An 18,440-nucleotide genomic window follows, 5' to 3' on the forward strand; every position below is an offset into this window, starting at 1 on the left:
ATTTATTTTTTTGCCATACTGGCACTTTTTTTACCTCTACTATTGGTTAAAGCTGCTTTTACAAAAGCTACAAATAATGGGTGCGGATTGGCAACCGTACTTTTATATTCTGGGTGGTATTGCACACCTACAAACCAAGGATGTGTTGGAATTTCTACGATTTCTACCAAGCCGGTATCCGGGTTTAATCCAGTAGCTATCATACCTGCAGCCTCCATTTGCTCCTTGTAACTACTATTAAACTCGTAACGGTGTCTGTGACGTTCGGTAATGTTTTCAGATTTATAGATATCGCGTACCGCTGAACCTAGTTTTAATTCACAAGCCCAAGCTCCTAAACGCATGGTTCCTCCTTTATCGGTAATGGTTTTTTGGTCTTCCATTAAATCGATCACCGCATTCTCGGTGTTGGTATTCATCTCTGAAGATGCAGCATCTTTAATACCTAGAACATTTCTAGCAAATTCGATAACGGCCATTTGCATTCCTAAACAAATTCCTAAAAATGGCACATTATTTTCTCTAACATATTGTACGGCATCAATTTTACCATCAATACCACGCTCACCAAAACCTGGAGCAACCAAAACACCATCTAAGTGTCCTAGTTTTAATTTGGCGTTATCTTTATTAATATATTCTGAATGAACAGATTCTACATTTACTTTAACTTCATTCTCTGCTCCTGCATGAATAAAGGCTTCTAAAATAGATTTATAAGAATCTTGTAACTCAACGTATTTCCCTATTAATCCGATAGTAATTTCAGATTTCGGATTTTTATGACGGTGTACAAACTGGTTCCATCTATCAATATCTGGAACATCACTTTTAAGTGCTAATTTTTCAAGAACCACTTTATCCAAACCTTCTTCTAACATCAAGTTTGGTACATCATATATGGTTGAAGCATCAATAGATTGAATAACCGCATTCTCCTTAACGTTACAGAATAAGGCCAATTTACGACGTAAGTCTTTTGGTAAATTGTGCTCTGTTCTACACACTAAAATATCGGCTTGTACTCCACTCTCCATCAATGTTTTAACACTGTGTTGGGTAGGTTTTGTTTTTAATTCGCCTGCTGCAGATAAAAATGGCACTAATGTTAAGTGAATAACAATACCGTTATCTTCACCTAAATCCCAACGTAACTGACGAACAGCTTCGATGTATGGTAAAGACTCGATATCACCTACAGTACCTCCAATTTCAGTAATTACGATATCATAATCGCCAGAATTACCTAAAATTTGAATACGTTCTTTAATTTCATCTGTAATATGGGGAACAACCTGAACTGTTTTTCCTAAAAACTCGCCGCGACGTTCTTTTTCAATCACACTTTGGTAAATTCTACCAGTAGTCACGTTATTTGCCTGACTCGTTGCACGGTTTAAAAAACGCTCGTAATGACCTAAGTCTAAATCGGTTTCTGCACCATCTTCAGTCACATAACATTCGCCATGCTCGTAAGGATTTAACGTTCCTGGATCAACGTTGATATACGGGTCTAATTTTTGAATAGTAACTCGGTAACCTTGAGCTTGTAACAATTTAGCAAGAGATGCTGCTATAATTCCTTTTCCTAAAGAAGATGTAACTCCACCGGTTACAAAGATGTATTTTGTAGTACTTGTCATGTTGCGCTTTTAAACGCAGGCAAATTTACGAAATTTTAATAGTTATTTGAGCGGTAATAACAAACATTATTTAAACACCCTAATTCACAACTCAAAACACTACATATCAACACCTTGAAAACAAACAGAATCACATAAATTTGATCCTGCTTTTATAAGAAAAAAACACAGTGATTAATTTGCACTAAAATTCTTTCTAAAAAATAACAAGTCACAAACTGAAATGCTTTGAAATTTTGAAACTATAACTTTTTCGCAACTATAATGGTATGCGTTTCTGAAGTTGTGTCGGAGGTTTTAAACGGAAGGTTTATAGTTTCTAAAACACTAAATCCGTTATCCTGCAATTGTGTTTTTATAGATTGTAAACGGTGGTAGTAAAAAAATACCCTGCCTGCATTTCCCGATTTAAATTTAGAATCTCTAGGGTCTCCTTCTACGAAACTTAAATATAAAACCCCTTCGTTATGCAGCAAAGTACTTGTATTAGAAATTAATGCATAGCATTCGTCTTCGGAAAGATATGGCACACAAAAACCACAAATAATACCGTGATATTTGTCTGTAAACTCACCAATTAATCGAATATCCATGGTTTTAAATTTAGCCGTAGGATTGTTCTTTTCTGCCAAAGCAATCATATTGGGAGCAATATCGACACCTAAAATCTCATAAGTGGGATGTTTTTTTAAAAGGTACTGCGTTATATTTCCAGGACCACAACCAACATCCATTATTTTTGCTTTTGAGTTGGCAAGTAGCGCACAAAAATAATCGTAAGAAGCATTATAGAGTTCTTCTTTCATAAACTTAGCTTCATACAATTGGGCAATTTTATCCCATGTAGCAAAAGTTTCGTTATTCGCATCCATTGTCTTTACTTCTTTTTATCTTCAAAAACATAAGTGTAAAACCACATGATAGTAAAGGTTGGAATAATATCTGTCCCCGGTAAAACTTCCTCAACAAAAGAAACCACCCCAGCGATTTTTCCTGGTTTTCCTTTGTACATTTTAGTCATTATCCACCCAGAAATTGGTGCCCAAACAACATCTATGAATTCGCCGACACCAGGAAAAAAATAGGAGACACATCCAATAAGGTCCAGTACAATACTGAGTACTAATTTTTTGTATTTATTCATTGTAGCATTTTAGGTAAAACTCATTCAAGAAACAGACTAAATTTATTTTCCTATCAGTTTTAAAAACTCGTTTCTGGTTTCATTTTTTTCAAACTGACCACGAAACCCTGAAGTTGTCGTTACCGAGTTTTGTTTTTGTACCCCACGCATCATCATACACATGTGTGAAGCTTCAATAACTACAGCGACGCCTTGAGGTTTAAGCGTATCGTTAATACAATCTAAAATTTGCTTGGTTAAACGCTCTTGAACTTGTAAACGCCTGGCAAAAACATCAACAACGCGAGGTAATTTACTTAAACCAACAATATGTCCGTTTGGAATGTATGCAATATGCGCTTTTCCAAAAAAAGGTAAAATATGATGCTCGCAAAGGGAATATAACTCGATATCTTTAACAATAACCATTTCGTTATAAGACTCTTCAAACATCGCCCCCTTTAAAATTTCAACCGGATCTTGATCGTAACCTTGAGTTAAAAACTGCATGGCTTTTGCCGCACGTTCAGGAGTTTTTACTAAACCTTCGCGCTGGGTATCTTCCCCTAAATCTTCTATAATATTTTTATATTGATTGGTAATTCCATCGGTGGTTTCATCACTATATTCTTCAAAACTTTTATATGGCATAAAATGGTTGTTAATTGTTAAGCTTTATTTTTAATTGAACATATAAACCATGGACTTACCTAGAAAATATCCAAAGAGGCAAATCGTAGACAGTACAATAATAATAGTCAACAATTGCTTCATTGATCTATTTGTATCTTTTCTTAAGGCAATAATTCCAAGAATTACTATTATTCCATTAAAAATAGGTAAAAAAAATTCTATAATTAGATTTTTACGTTTCTCATTATTGTTTAATTATCGAACTTCGAGTGCTAGAATGGCTATTCAATAAAAATATACTTAAAAGTAGATATGACAAAAAAAAGAAACTTAATTGTTCATAACGCTTTAAAGTAGTAAATTCACCCCTGTTATTTACTATAGATGATTCAAGCAAAAAACATTCATAAATTTTACGGTGATTTACAAGTTTTAAAAGGTGTCGATATTCATATTAAAAAAGGTGAAGTCGTGTCCATTGTAGGGGCTTCAGGTGCTGGAAAAACGACTTTATTACAAATTTTAGGGACATTGGACAAAGCTTCGTCAAGAACTCCCTACGAATTGATAATTAATAAGACGAAGATAAACAGCCTTAAAGATAAAGCCTTAGCCAAATTTAGAAATGAACACATCGGATTTATTTTTCAGTTTCATCAATTACTTCCAGAATTTACAGCCTTAGAAAATGTTTGCTTACCAGCGTTTATTAAAGGCACCAATAAAGATGAAGCTGAAAAACGCGGTAAAGAGCTACTAGATTTCTTAGGACTATCACACCGCTACGATCATAAACCGAACGAACTTTCGGGAGGAGAACAACAACGTGTTGCGGTAGCACGTGCTTTAATTAACAGTCCAGCTTTAATTTTTGCCGATGAACCTTCTGGGAATTTAGATAGTGAATCGGCTGAAAACCTTCACAATTTGTTTTTTAAATTACGTGATGAATTTGGTCAAACCTTTGTTATTGTAACGCATAATGACGATTTAGCCAATATGGCCGACAGAAAATTAACCATGGTTGATGGTAAAATAATTTCTTAATTTTTGTTTTTTTCAAGAAGGGCTGAAACACCTATAATCGGTCCAAAAGCCAGCAAAACGAAAAGATAATTTAAGGGTACAAAAGCCATCAAATAATTAAAAAGCATAATACTTATAATGGTCAGGCTATAGCCCAAACAATTCACAATGGTAAGCGCTGTACCTTTAAACTCAGGACTCACAGTGTTAGCGACCAAAGTTGAAAATAGTGGCGAATCGGCAATAACCACCATACCCCAGAATACAGCAAAAGCTACAAAAACAACTTCCGACTCTATTTCAAAAAACAAAGGCGATACCAAACAACACATACCAGAAAGCACTAATGCCGAAGTAGCGACATGTATGGCTTTATATTTTTGGGATAAATATCCAGCTATCACGCAAGCCATTCCGCCTAGAGCGATAATACTAAAACTTAATAATGGGATATTAAAACTTGTACCTGGATGCATTTTAACATAAGTGGTTAGCAGTAATGGAATAAACGCCCAAAAAGCATAAAGCTCCCACATGTGTCCGAAATACCCAAAAGCTGCCGAACGGAAATCGGGACTTTTAAATATTTTAAATATAGCAGATAGGTCTATCGCTTTCGCGGATTTTCTAAAAGGTCCATCTGGAACAAAAACTAAAATTAAAATCCCGCCTAATACCGCAATAGCCGATGTAATGTACACCACATACTCCCACGGAATAAGATGACTGAAGCCTTTTAATAAATGAGGAAATGCCGTTCCTAATACTAGAGCGCCCACTAGAAACCCTAAGGATTTCCCCAGACCTTTTTGGTAATAATCGGCGGCTATTTTCATGCCTACAGGATAAATTCCGGCCAAAAAGAAACCCGTTAAAAAACGTAATAACATTAAACTGTAAATAGTTTGGCTAGGCAAAACAACCAATGCATTAAAAAAAGCACCTGATAAAGCACAGACGAAAAACACTTTTGAAGGCGAAAAACGATCAGTAATTGTAAAAAAGGCGAACAAAAAAGTACCCATGATAAAACCAAATTGAACAGCTGAAGTTAATAAACCCAAAGCTGAAGACTGCAGTTTAAAGGTGATAATTAAGTCATTAATAACACCATTTCCCGCAAACCACAAGGAAGTGCAGCAAAATTGAGAAAAGACGATAATGGGTAAAATGCGCTTAGAAAGATCCAAATTGATTAAAAATATAAGTCACGAATTTAGGGTTTATTATTAAATAAATATTTTTTTAAAATTACGATCTGTTATAATATTGAAAATGAATTCATCACAACTATGTCGAGCCAACTAAATTCTAGCAATCACATTGGAAAGATTATAAAAAAAGAAACCCCGAAGCAAGAGCTTCGGGGCATTTTATGAGATTAAAACTTAATTGTAAGCAATTATTGTTCTAAAGGATATGTAATACCTAAAATGGTTATGGTTTTTGCAGAATAATCTAAAATAACATTATTAAACACACCAACATCAAGTCTAAGAACACCTGCTTTTACTGCTCTTGGCAATAAAACAAAATGTAAAGACTCCTCTACCGTTAGCTCATATGCGATACCATTTGAACTTTCTCCAGATTGTGTACCATCTAACAGGTATTCGTCATCCCAAATATTTAATGGCGTATCAGCTCCAGAAATCCATGTTCTATAAGAATCCTCGCTATATAGAATAGCTGCACCGTTGTTATCAGTAATTTTACCGTTTTCAATGGTAACATTATATTTTAAATTTCCATCTTCATCTGCTCCTAAATTTTCAACAACTTGGGTCCCTTCCACTTTGTAAGCGTTGTGATAAAAACCATCAAAAGTAGCCGTATGCGTGGTTCCTTCTTCACCATACCAGCCTGTTGAAACAATAGTTACAATACCTTTTCTAGTAATACCATCACGACCTAAAGTTCCGTCTTGAAAATCAACAGTAATGGTTTTAGGAAATGTAGTTAGATCCATAGGTGTCACGGTAATTTCAGGGCTATTTTTAGAACCTTCAAGTTTTGCTGAAGAAGATCCTTCTGCTTGCAAAATGGCATCACCATTATTATTTCCAATATCTTGGAATATCTGATTAACCAAAGCGTACTCTTGAATAGCTTCAATAGTTTCTGTAGGCTTTACAGCTTCATTAACGGTATCTTTTGCATCATCACATGCTATAAATAAAAGTGCTAAAACTGGAATGATTAATTTTTTCATAATGTCTATGTTTACTTATTCGTTTCAAAAATAACGCTATTTGATAGAATTTTAGTTCAAAACCAAGGCTTAAATATGACTTTTTATAGATAAAATTACATTTCATCGATGATTCATGTCTTTTTGTCTATGATTTTAATAGTTGCTAAGATTTAAACCTTCAGATGATTAACTTAATAATTGGTATTTTTATATCTTAAAACTAAATCAAACTTTTATATTGAATACCACAGAATTAAAAGAGTTTCTAGACAGCAAAGTATTGGAATACAACAATCCGAAGTTTATAGACAGTGACCCCATACAAATACCACATCGGTTTTCTTTAAAAGAAGATATTGAAATTGCTTCTTTTCTGGCTGCCACTATTGCTTGGGGTAATCGAAAAATGATTATTAAAAACGCCGATAAAATCATGCAACTACTCGGTAATTCGCCATATGACTTTGTAATGAATCACGAGGGCCATCACCTAGACGCCTTTGATGGTTTTGTACACCGTACATTTAATGCCGAAGACCTAAAATACTTCATTACCTCCCTAAAAAACATTTATTTAAATCATGGGGGTTTAGAAAAAGTATTTATGAGTCATGCCTCAGAACATTGTATGCAACCAGCCATTCACGAATTTAAAAAGACTTTCTTTTCCATAAATCATCCTTCACGAACATTAAAACATGTTGGCGATCCCAACAAAGGATCGGCAGCAAAACGTCTGAACATGATGTTACGATGGCTTGTAAGAAATGACCAGGCTGGTGTCGACTTTGGCATTTGGACTTCCATTCCGGCATCTAAATTATCTTGTCCCTTAGATGTTCATTCGGGAAATGTAGCTAGGAAATTAGGGCTTCTTAAAAGAAAACAAAACGATGCCAAAGCGTTAACCGAATTAGACACTGCTTTAAGAAAACTAGACCCTAAAGACCCCGTAAAATATGACTTTGCGCTTTTTGGATTGGGTGTTTTTGAAGGGTTTTAGTTGATAGTTAATAGTTAATAGTTAATAGTTAATAGTTAAAAAGGCGCTTGATAAAACTTCATCAAGCGCCTTTTTATATTCCTAATTTCTATTTAAATATTAGCCTTTTAACCATGCTTCACGCAGTTCTTTTTGATCTGGGGTGGCATCAGCTTTTTCTAAAAGCCCTTCACCTGTTACAAAGGTTTTAGTAGCTTTAGTCTTAATCTCAATTTCTTTTCCATCACGTACTAAAACAACATCAACATCTTGCCCTGGTTTCCACATGTAAATTTCCTGCAAAATATCGTTAGCATTTTTAAAAGTTAATGCCTTACCACCTACAGATTTAATGATATCATTAGGCTTAGCACCATTTTCTACCCAAAAGCTATTATCTGATACCATATCCGTAAAAAAGATAACCCCCTTAGCAGGATCTCCTGATAAAATTGGTGCGCCATTCATAATGATATAGTTTCCTTCCACTTTTCCTTTACGGATTTCTAAACCAACTTTATCAAAATACTCTGAATAATTAATTGGAATATCACCTTTTACATGGGTGTTAAAAAACTCACCTAAAGAAGGATAAGTCATGCTTACAATTTCATCAAATAACTTGTCATCTTCAAATGGTTTGTCTTTACCATATTTATTCGATAACTCTTTCATAAGCGATAAAATACCACGTTGTCCATTACTCTCTTCACGCATGATAATATCAACACACATCCCAATTAAAGCGCCTTTTTGGTAAACGTTTAAATACTGACTTTTATAAGGCTCTTTAATAACATTTTCACTCATTAAGGTGAAGCTCATGGTATCATCCATTTGTTTTGAATAATTTATTTTTTCCATGATATCGCTGTAAAATTCAGCTTCATCAACTAAACCTTCATGCACTTGGAATAAGGTTGCAAAATATTCTGTTACCCCTTCGTACATCCATAAATGCTTAGAGAATGTCGGATTCGCATAATCAAAGTATTGAACATCTTCAGAATGTACACTTAAAGGTGTTACAATATGAAAAAACTCATGAGAAACTACATCAATCATACTTTCAGCTAAGGCTTCATCAGGCATGGCATCTGCAAAAACAACCACGGTAGAAGTATGGTGCTCTAAGGCCCCAAAACCTTTCGGCGAATCGTCTTTTCCTTCCGATAAGTATAAGAAAATATCATATCTAGGCGTTGAATTGATATCACCCAAAAATGCTTTTTGAGCTTTCATCATTTTATAAACCGTTTCTTTTAACGATTTAGCTGAATGCTTTTTACTAGGAGAATACACACTTAATACGATGTTGATATCTCCAACTTGAAAGGTTTCTACATCCAAATCACCATACATTAAAGGGTTATCGGTAATCTCGAAATATGTATCTGCAGTATAACTTGCAGTCGTTGATTTACCGTCGTCACTGGTTTTAGTTCCAACCTCATGTAAAGCCGAAGAACGCACAAAAGTAGAAGGACTCGAAATATCTACTTTGTATTGGTTTGTTTTCAACGAATCGAAATAACCAATAAAACCATGTAAGTTTAATACAAAATTTTGGTCTTCAATATTGGTTCCCGATGGCGAAAACGGAGTGTCATGGCCAATACCTCCTACTTCTTCGATATCAAAAGTATCGTTAACTAAGTAAGTGATTTTATCTAATTCCTTAGCATTAGAGATGGTCCATGTATTGGCATCTACATTTTTAACAGGTATTTCATTGCCATCGTAATCGTAAGCTTTTATATCATCTACATATTTTCCAAAATCGCTAACCGCATAGGTACCTTGAACCACTTTTGGCAATCTATAAGTTACTTGATCTACAGTAAAACGGCCCGGATCAATAGTTACTGGCACACGGTCGTTATTAATATTTACTAAGTCCAACGAAGTTTCAATTGGCGTGTTCACAGCAAGATCGTTCGCTGATATTTTTTTTGTACCACAACTGGCCAATAGCAAGCCTGTAAATGTCAAGGCCAAAATTTTGTTTTTCATGTAATATGTTTTTTGTTAAAATTGATGCGCAAAATACAACTCTGAAACGGTAGGTTTAACTAAGGTTTTGTTAAATTCGCAGGATGCAAACACCGCTTGTTAGTATATTAATACCGTTTAAAAATACTGAAAATTTCATTACGAATTGCCTTACGTCGATAATACAACAAAGTTATACCCATTGGGAATTACTTATTGTAGATGACCATTCAACTGATGGAAGTTTCCAAATCGTAGAACAATTTGCTTCAAAAGATCATCGGATTAAACTTTTAAAAAACGACGGACAAGGTATTATTGACGCTTTACGACTCGCATTTCAACACAGTACTGGCGAATTAGTTACTCGTATGGATAGCGACGACATTATGCGTCCTAACAAAATTGAAGTTTTAGTGCATCAATTATTGACTTACGGAAAAAAGCATGTCGCTTTGGGTCAGGTTCATTATTTTGCTGAAGACGGTATAAAAGCAGGCTATAAAAGTTATGAAACATGGCTAAACGCCTTGACTGAAAAGGGTACCAATTATTCTGAAATCTATAAAGAATGTGTGATCCCCTCCCCTTGTTGGATGATTCATCGTGAAGACTTAATAGCTTGTGATGGTTTTAATCCGAACCGTTACCCTGAGGATTACGACCTGGCTTTTCGCTTTTACAAGCACGATTTTAAATGTATTCCTTGCGATGTAGTATTGCATGAGTGGCGTGATTACAGCTATCGGACTTCCCGAACTCATGTGCATTATGCTGAAAATCATTTTATAGATCTCAAGCTAAACTATTTTTTGGAACTCGATTATAACCACAATAAAACTTTAGTGGTTTGGGGCGCTGGAAAAAAAGGAAAAACCATTGCCAAAGCCTTAACAACTTTAAATATCCCTTTTGAATGGATTTGCGATAATCCTAAAAAAATTGGTAAAGATATTTACGGCACGCTTTTAAAACCTTTTAAGGCTTTAGAAACTATTAAATCACCGCAAAGCATTATTACGGTTGCCAATAAAACGGAACAAAAAGTCATTTTAGAATACATGAATTCATTAAAACTAAAAGCTATTGAAGACTATGTTTTCTTTTGTTAATGACAAAAAATTATGTAGGTTTGACTAATCCAAATGAGATATGCAGTTTAAACACCCCGAACTTCTTTACGCCTTATTTTTACTGCTTATTCCTATTATTGTTCATCTTTTTCAACTTCGAAAATTTCAGCGTGAAGATTTTACCAATGTCGCTTTTTTAAAAGAAGCCACTTTACAAACAAGAAAGAGTGCAATTATAAAAAAATGGCTCGTTCTTATAACCCGTTTACTGCTTTTAGCGGCTCTGGTTTTTGCTTTTGCACAACCCTATACCTCCAAGAAAAATATTTTTAACAAGGAAAAAGAAACGGTAATCTATCTAGACAATTCCTTTAGTATGCAAGCCAAAGGCCAACAAGGGAGCCTTTTAAAGCGTGCCGTACAAGATATTATCGCCAACGTAGATAATAATCAAAATATTAGTATTTTCACCAACGATCAGGTTTTTAAAAACACCACGATAACTGGGATTAAAAACGACTTATTAAAACTCGATTATACCGCCAATCCTTTAACTGCGCATGCCGCTATATTAAAAGGAAAAACACTTTTTAGTAACCGAACAGACCACTTAAAAAACTTGGTGTTTATTTCTGATTTTCAGCAGGACAACTCCAGTTTACAGATTGAATCGGATTCGTTAATGCCTATCAACCTTGTAAAACTTAGCCCGATAAACGGCAATAATGTTTCTATTGATTCGGCTTACATTTCTAAAACAAACGCTACACATGTAGAGCTTACTGTAAAACTAAAAAACAGCGGAACGAACATTGAAAATTTACCCATTTCACTGTTCAACAACCAAAAATTAATTGCAAAAACATCAATAGCACTTCATAAAACAGGAGAAACTACCTTTTCCTTACCTGCCAACCAACCCATTATTGGTAAAATTTCTATTGAAGATACAGGCTTACAGTTTGATAATCATTTACATTTCAATATCAACAAAGCCACAAAAATTAATGTTTTAGCCATCAATCACGCTGATGATGATTTCCTAAAACGTATTTACACCAAGGATGTTTTTAACTATACGGGGACGGAAGAAAAGCAATTAAGTTTCAACCTTATCGACCAACAACATCTTATCATTCTAAACGAATTAAAAACGCTATCAACAGCTTTAATCACAGCATTAAAACAGTTTTCAAATCAAGGCGGCTCTATAATTATTATCCCCTCAAAGGACATTCAGATAAGTTCCTACAACCAGTTTTTAAATCCGTTTGACACGCAATTATCAAAAGAGCACACTTCAGAAAAAAGCATTACAAGTATAAATTATAGTCACCCGCTATTTAACAACGGTGTTTTTGAAAAGCAAGTAAAGAACTTTCAATATCCTAAAGTTTCAAGTTTTTACGAACTAAAATCGAATCGTGGAGCTTCAGCTTTACAGTTTGAAGACGGCAAATCTTTTTTATCACAAACCGGTCAAGTTTATGTATTTGCTTCAGCATTAAATCAAGAAAATTCAACTTTTAAAAATTCACCACTTATTGTTCCTACACTGTTCAATATTGGTAAACAAAGTTTTAAAATTCCGAATTTATACTATACAATTGGTCGTGAAAACAGTTTTGATGTAGACACACAAATGCAACAAGATGCGGTATTATCGTTAGTAAAGGATGATATCCACTTGATTCCGAGACAACAATACTTTAACAATAAAGTGGTTATTAAAACCTCCGAAGACCCTACAAAAGATGGTATTTATGCCATTATGAACACCAACGACACCATAAAACGTGTGAGTTTTAATTACGATAGAAAGGAAAGCGATTTAAGTTACCGCAATTTATCTGATTTAAAACAGGTAACTATAAGCGACTCGGTGACTAAAATTTTTGACAGCATAAAAAGTGACACAAAAATTAATGCCCTATGGAAATGGTTTGTTATTTTTGCACTAGCGTTATTGATTATTGAAATGCTCATCTTAAAATTCTTTAAATGAACATACTTATAAAATCGGCCACGATAATAGATTCTAAAAGCGAATTTCACAATGCTTCTCAAGATTTATTAATCGAAAATGGTGTGATTACTAAGATTGCCAAAAGCATAAAAAATCCTAATAATTATCAAGAAATTCAACTTGACAACCTTCATATTTCACAAGGGTGGTTTGATAGTGGTGTTAGTTTTGGCGAACCTGGATGGGAAGAGCGCGAAACGATTGCTAACGGATTAAAAACTGCGGCACTTTCTGGATTTACAGCGGTGGCTTTAAATGCTAATAGCAATCCAGTTATCGACTCGAATGCCGATATCACATTTATAAAAGCAAAATCTCAAAATAACGCGGTGAATCTTTTACCTATTGGTGCTTTAACAGTATCAAGTAAAGGAGAAGATTTGGCCGAACTTTATGATATGAGTTCTGCGGGAGCTGCGGCTTTTTACGATTATAAAAGACCGATTTCTAATCCGAATTTAATGAAAATAGCTTTGCAGTATGCTGCTAATTTCGACGGATTAGTTTGTTCGTTCCCTCAAGAAAATAAAATTGCTGGTAAAGGTGTGGTTCATGAGCATATTGCAAGCACGCGATTAGGATTAAAAGGCATACCTGCCTTAGCTGAAGAAATGCAAATTTCAAGAGATTTGTTTTTGTTAGAATACACGGGTGGAAAGCTTCATATTCCAACCATTTCTACGGCCCGTTCGGTAGCTTTAATTCGTGAAGCCAAAAAGAAAAAACTGGATGTTACCTGTAGTGTTGCCATTCATAACCTAATTTTTACGGATGAAGCCCTAAGCGATTTTAACACCCACTTTAAAGTGCTGCCGCCTCTACGTACCCAAGAAGATGCCGATGCGCTTATTGAAGGCGTTAAAGACGGTACTATCGATATGGTAACTACCGACCATAACCCATTAAATATCGAGTTGAAAAAAATTGAATTCGACTATGCCGACTACGGAACCATAGGTTTAGAAAGTGCGTTTGGCGCCTTACAAAAACTATTTACAACTAAGAAAACCATCGATATTTTAACACGCGGAAAAGACCGTTTCGGACTGGAACAAACCCCTATAAAAGAAGGTACTGTTGCTAACCTCACGCTTTTTAATCCGAATACCAAATCGACATTCACTAAAGCTGATATACTTTCAAAATCAAAAAATGCCATTTTTGAAAACGAAAGTTTAAACGGACTCGTTTACGGCATTATCGCTAATCAACAAGCGGTTTTAAAATCATAATTAAATGACAGAGCAGGATATAGAAAATGGGCGTAAAAATGCCATAATTAGTTATATAACTATTTTTGGTGTAATTATCGCCTACTATTTAAACAATGAAAAGCCTAGTGTTTTTGCTAGTTTCCACATCCGACAATCCCTAGGACTATGGCTAACATTTTTTGCCCTTGGTTATATTGTTGGTGCTTTTGATAGCTGGCTTATCACCTCTGCCTTTTATTTGTTTTTTGCCGTGCTTTTTATTTTTGGTTTTTCAAATGCTTTAACCAGAAAAACACAACCAGCACCTTTAGTTGGCGCTTTTTATCAAAAAATATTTGCAAATATTGGAATATAACATGGAAAACACATCACTTTCTTTACAACACCTGATTAGAGAATCTAGTTTAACCGACAATGCGCCATTATTAATCATGATGCATGGTTATGGTAGTGATGAAAATGATTTGTTTTCGTTTGCTAGCGAACTACCAAAAGAACTGTTTATCATTTCTGTAAAGGCACCCTACCCTATGGCTCCGTACGGAAACGCTTGGTATGCCATAAACTTCGATGCCGAAAAAGGCAAGTGGAATGATATTGAACAAGCCAAACAATCACGCGACTTAATTGCCAAATTTATTGATGAAGCAGTTGAAGCTTATCCTGTAAACAAAAATAATGTGTCACTTTTAGGATTTAGTCAAGGTAGCATTTTAAGCTATGGTGTGGCTCTTAATTATCCTGAAAAGGTTAAAAACATCGTGGCTTTAAGTGGCTATTTAGTTCAAGATATTTTCCCAAATGATATCGCCTCGAAAGACTACTCAAACTTAGATTTCTATTGTTCCCACGGTAGCGTAGATCAAGTGATTCCTGTGGAATGGGCCAGACAAACAGCACCTTTTTTAAATAATTTAAATATTAAAAATCAATATTCTGAATTTCCTGTTGGCCATGGTGTAGCCCCTCAAAATTTTCATGAGTTCAAAGCCTGGCTTACAGAACGCATTGGGTAGTTAGCTGATTGTCACTCCATAAAAAGAGTATAAGTTCAGTCAAATTTAAAAGTGAAACTACACGCAAATTAATTATCTTTCTGAATAAATTTCGTGTCCTATAATATCCTTCAGAAATGATAAAAACACCATTAACGCTACTTATCATATTAAGTATTGTGTGTAACAGCTTTAGCCAGTCGGTTAAATTCAAACCTGTTAAATACCCATCAAACTACACCGCTACTATCGATCAGGTTTACACCGAAATAAATGGTTGGAAAGGTCGCATGGATTTATACACCAATTCGACTTCTGAAACGCCGACACCGATAGTTATTAATATACATGGCGGCGGATGGGAATCGGGGCAAAAAGAATCACAAACCGGCTTTGGTTCATTCTTTCACAAAGGCTATGCTGTGGCTAATGTGGAATATCGTTTAACAGATGTTGCTCCTGCTCCAGCGGCTATACAAGATGTGAGATGCGCCTTAATTTACATTTACAAACACGCCAAGTCACTCAATGTTGACACCGATAAAATTGTGATCATGGGTGGTTCTGCTGGAGGTCATCTTGCACTAATGGCGGGTTTATTAGGAAACAACAAAAAGTTTGATACTAACTGTAATTACAAAGGCACCATAAAAGTTGCCGCCATTATCGACGAATATGGACCAGCAGATTTAACCGTTTTACATCACGATGGTTCGGCTAAAAGATGGTTAAGTAACCATTATCTCAACACAGAATTCGTGAAATCGGTTTCACCCATGTACTACGTTTCAAAAGATAGTCCGCCTACCTTCATTGTTCATGGCGACAAAGACCCTACGGTACCTTATTCACAATCGATTAAGCTTTATAATAAATTAAAAGCACAAGGTGTTAAAACAGAGTTTATGACGATTAAAGGCGGGAAACACGGTAATTTTTCAAGATCACAAAAATCGGATTTCGGCAAATTTGTGTGGCCGTTTCTGGAGTCGTTGGGGTTGTGAATGTTAGAGTTTTAAAGTTACAGAGATGCAAAGTAGCAAAGTTGCATAGTTGCATAGTTGCAAAAACTTAAAGTTTTAGAGCTGAAAGACCCGTCGACAAGCTCAGGGTGACATATAATGATCCGATAGCGTGGTTTTAGTCCAATTATGGACAATCAGCTAAGATTTCTCCTTAAAGCCATTACCATAGACCTACGTAACTTTTAACTTTTAACAAACCTACATAAAAACCTCAATACACTTCGCGCCTGCAGATTTAAGTGTTACGGTGTCAATACTTGCTGGCAAAAGGATGGTTTCATCCGACCTATAGTATCATAGAAATAAACAACTTTAGAACTCATTACTTCTTTGGGTAAACTATCTGGATATGTTACTCTAAAAGTTATAACTTCAACTTCCTTTGGTTTATCTTTAAAGCCATCATATGCATCTAAATATTTTAAACTAGAGCAACTGGAAAGAATAAATAATATTATTAGAACCTGAATCTTCTTCATAAGGGAGGGTAACCAAGTAGCTTTGTAAATATTAAATTAGATATACAAAAATGCTATCGAATAGCGTTAAGAACTCATGCACAAGTTGAATAGCTAAAATCACATATATACTTCAAAACATTTAGCCGTATCTGATAGCGTGGACTTGTAGTCCGTGTAACACTAACTACGCAAATCAAATACAACGCTATATTCTAATACATTTATTACAATAGATTTTTATCACCGTAATCTAGAAAAAATATCTAGCCAACAACTATTATTATCCTAATAAAATACGCAACATTCTTTTCTCTAGCTTTAAATTTTATAAACTTCTCTTATTTACTTTTAGTAAAGTATAAGAAACTTTTCAGGAATACCTTTTTAATATTTAGGAATGACACCGACTGCAACCTTAAATCCGTAGGTTATAGTATTTTGCTTAGCTGTAATGATTTCTGGTAGTATTTCTCATTTTTTCAGGTGTTAAATGTTTGAAGTTTTTAAGGTTCTTGTGTTTGTGTTTGATCTGTTTGCTTACACAAGGAAGCTACTGTATATAGGATAGCCCCAACTTTGTTGGGGTTTAATTTTTTTCACATTAAACTGTTGGGGCTTGACACTTTTCTTTGTTAAGTTTTAAAGTGAATAATTCCATACACCCTTAACTTATATTGTCTAGCCGTTTTTATCCATTTGGCAGGAATGGATATAAATCTAAAGATGAATTTTTTAATTCTATAGTTTGCCTTTAATCCCTTAAATCGTTTGGAAAACCGTTCTATAATATACTGATACAGATTCCTGCACATAGCAGTAAATAACAGAAAAACTGTATTTTGCTCTAATTTTGAAAACGGCAAGTTGTTCCATCCAAAGTCATTCTTGAGAATATCAAATTCTTTTTCAATCGCTCCACGTTGATTATAAAAATCAACAACTTCATTGATGGACATCGAAAAGTCGTTGGTCAATATCGCTGAATACAAATAAGCATCTTTAGTAAATAAATTTACCTGTTTGTCATTACGCTCTATTTTACTTACAACAAGCCTGTATTCCTTAGTTTTATGGAGTTGTTTTTTTCGTTTTAATGATCTTATAAAGGGAGTGAATTTTATTTCTCCTCTGAAAATTGTTTCGGAGCCGACCCTTTGTTCAGACCAGTTAGTTATTTCAGATATCCTTTTAGCCAATGCGTCGCTCATACATGCTCTAATAAAGAATCGATTAACTTTTGTAGAAATAAAATCAACCACATTAACTTGATAAGAAGCTGCATCGGCTCTAAAAGCATCAATTTGTATTCCTTGATTTTCGAGTTCATAAAACATTCTAGTTAATGTTTCTAACTGTAAATCTTTGGCTGCACTATTTCCATTTCGATTTTCAACATAAACAATATTATTCTTAATTATCCCCACTCCTGGGCAGTATCCAGAGCCCTTTTTGTAAGTTCTTATGCTGTCTTTCTTATTGGTGTATAGAATCGTATTGTCATAATCTAAAATATGATCATTCGTGGTAGTTAAGTTCAACTTTTTCAATAATCTTAAATTCAACTCATTTAAAGTAAAGTTCAAGCCAAATTGATGTAAACTAGTGCCTCTGGGTAATGTAAAAAGGTCTTTTGTCTGTGATAATTCTTTGAATCTATCAAGAATCCTATCAGGACTTGGTACTCTAAAAAAAGGATTATCTCTTAGATGCTCTTTTAAGTTCAACGAGATATCTTCAATACAATCTCCTCCACAAAAATAGATAGACCAAAAGGAATATAATAAGTCTTTCCAACTATAAGAAGCTTGCTGTACTATATGTGGTAAATTGTTTTCAAGCAATGTGCCTAAACCAAGCTGTTCAAACTCATTGATAACAAAATTTAATCCTCCAAAAGGATTAATACGTTGAGATTTTATTATTTTCATAATGTGTTTTTGTAGCAACACCAATTTAGGTGAAAACACACAAAACCGCAAACCTTTGTAAACAAATAGTTTGCGGTTGTTTTTTACTCTATACCTACGGATTTAAGGTGCAAGTCCGCGCTATC

At 34.6% G+C, this 18,440-nt stretch carries 17 protein-coding genes; 8 read left to right on the forward strand and 9 right to left on the reverse strand.

The genetic code is table 11. The features are described 5' to 3' along the window. Positions 1–2: 2 nt before the first annotated feature. The 4 genes from JJL45_RS13945 to folE all read right to left on the reverse strand — a co-directional run bounded on the left by JJL45_RS13945 (position 3) and on the right by folE (position 3,417). Complete coding sequence (locus JJL45_RS13945) at positions 3–1,643, reverse strand: CTP synthase (protein ID WP_068601877.1); 1,641 nt, start codon at positions 1,641–1,643, stop codon at positions 3–5. Positions 1,644–1,885: 242 nt separating this feature from the next. Then, the gene (locus JJL45_RS13950) at positions 1,886–2,515 is read right to left on the reverse strand and encodes a class I SAM-dependent DNA methyltransferase (protein ID WP_068601875.1); all 630 of its coding nucleotides are present in this window, start codon (positions 2,513–2,515) and stop codon (positions 1,886–1,888) included. Between the two features lie 5 nt (positions 2,516–2,520). After that, positions 2,521–2,787 carry a hypothetical protein gene (locus JJL45_RS13955; RefSeq protein WP_067145777.1) on the reverse strand — a complete coding sequence of 89 codons (267 nt, stop codon included), beginning with the start codon at positions 2,785–2,787 and terminating at the stop codon, positions 2,521–2,523. A gap of 42 nt (positions 2,788–2,829) precedes the next feature. Beyond that, a complete protein-coding gene (folE, locus tag JJL45_RS13960; RefSeq protein ID WP_068601872.1) occupies positions 2,830–3,417 on the reverse strand; it encodes a GTP cyclohydrolase I FolE in 588 nt (195 codons plus the stop codon). Positions 3,418–3,783: 366 nt separating this feature from the next. On the opposite strand from folE, the gene JJL45_RS13965 reads away from it, so the two are divergent. Continuing rightward, positions 3,784–4,446, forward strand: a complete 663-nt coding sequence (locus JJL45_RS13965; RefSeq protein ID WP_068601870.1) for an ABC transporter ATP-binding protein — start codon at positions 3,784–3,786, stop codon at positions 4,444–4,446. Here the strand turns inward: JJL45_RS13965 and JJL45_RS13970 are convergent. Further along, complete coding sequence (locus JJL45_RS13970) at positions 4,443–5,615, reverse strand: MFS transporter (protein WP_068601867.1); 1,173 nt, start codon at positions 5,613–5,615, stop codon at positions 4,443–4,445. The two genes, JJL45_RS13965 and JJL45_RS13970, sit on opposite strands and share 4 nt — an antisense overlap. A gap of 212 nt (positions 5,616–5,827) precedes the next feature. Beyond that, complete coding sequence (locus tag JJL45_RS13975; protein WP_068601865.1) at positions 5,828–6,637, reverse strand: hypothetical protein; 810 nt, start codon at positions 6,635–6,637, stop codon at positions 5,828–5,830. Between the two features lie 220 nt (positions 6,638–6,857). Between JJL45_RS13975 and JJL45_RS13980 the strand changes: the two genes are divergently transcribed. Continuing rightward, positions 6,858–7,622, forward strand: a complete 765-nt coding sequence (locus JJL45_RS13980; protein ID WP_068601863.1) for a TIGR02757 family protein — start codon at positions 6,858–6,860, stop codon at positions 7,620–7,622. Between the two features lie 99 nt (positions 7,623–7,721). Here the strand turns inward: JJL45_RS13980 and JJL45_RS13985 are convergent, their stop codons facing one another. Beyond that, positions 7,722–9,614: a peptidase M61 gene (locus tag JJL45_RS13985; protein WP_068601861.1), complete on the reverse strand. Its 1,893-nt coding sequence runs from the start codon at positions 9,612–9,614 to the stop codon at positions 7,722–7,724. An 83-nt stretch (positions 9,615–9,697) separates the two neighbouring features. Here JJL45_RS13985 and JJL45_RS13990 point away from each other — a divergent pair, with 83 nt between their 5' ends. The 6 genes from JJL45_RS13990 to JJL45_RS14015 all read left to right on the forward strand — a co-directional run bounded on the left by JJL45_RS13990 (position 9,698) and on the right by JJL45_RS14015 (position 15,905). Continuing rightward, entirely contained in the window at positions 9,698–10,705 is a 1,008-nt protein-coding gene (locus JJL45_RS13990) for a glycosyltransferase family 2 protein (protein WP_068601859.1), read from the forward strand. A gap of 40 nt (positions 10,706–10,745) precedes the next feature. After that, complete coding sequence (locus tag JJL45_RS13995; RefSeq protein WP_068601857.1) at positions 10,746–12,671, forward strand: BatA domain-containing protein; 1,926 nt, start codon at positions 10,746–10,748, stop codon at positions 12,669–12,671. Then, on the forward strand, positions 12,668–13,924 hold the full coding sequence (locus JJL45_RS14000) for a dihydroorotase (RefSeq protein WP_068601856.1): 1,257 nt from the start codon (positions 12,668–12,670) through the stop codon (positions 13,922–13,924). Before JJL45_RS13995 ends, JJL45_RS14000 begins: the two co-directional genes overlap by 4 nt. Before the next feature lie 4 nt (positions 13,925–13,928). Continuing rightward, positions 13,929–14,261, forward strand: coding sequence for a hypothetical protein (locus JJL45_RS14005; protein ID WP_067145745.1), 333 nt, complete (start codon positions 13,929–13,931; stop codon positions 14,259–14,261). A 1-nt stretch (position 14,262) separates the two neighbouring features. Then, positions 14,263–14,922, forward strand: coding sequence for an alpha/beta hydrolase (locus JJL45_RS14010; RefSeq protein ID WP_068601854.1), 660 nt, complete (start codon positions 14,263–14,265; stop codon positions 14,920–14,922). Between the two features lie 116 nt (positions 14,923–15,038). Next, on the forward strand, positions 15,039–15,905 hold the full coding sequence (locus tag JJL45_RS14015) for an alpha/beta hydrolase (RefSeq protein ID WP_202664177.1): 867 nt from the start codon (positions 15,039–15,041) through the stop codon (positions 15,903–15,905). 263 nt (positions 15,906–16,168) lie between these two features. Here the strand turns inward: JJL45_RS14015 and JJL45_RS14020 are convergent, their stop codons facing one another. Continuing rightward, positions 16,169–16,405: a hypothetical protein gene (locus JJL45_RS14020; protein ID WP_068601852.1), complete on the reverse strand. Its 237-nt coding sequence runs from the start codon at positions 16,403–16,405 to the stop codon at positions 16,169–16,171. A gap of 614 nt (positions 16,406–17,019) precedes the next feature. Continuing rightward, positions 17,020–18,315, reverse strand: a complete 1,296-nt coding sequence (locus JJL45_RS14025; protein ID WP_202664122.1) for an IS1380 family transposase — start codon at positions 18,313–18,315, stop codon at positions 17,020–17,022. Positions 18,316–18,440 lie beyond the last annotated feature (125 nt).

The sequence above is a fragment of the Tamlana sp. s12 genome (genome assembly GCF_016767215.1).
GTDB classification, from domain to species: Bacteria; Bacteroidota; Bacteroidia; order Flavobacteriales; family Flavobacteriaceae; genus Pseudotamlana; species Pseudotamlana agarivorans.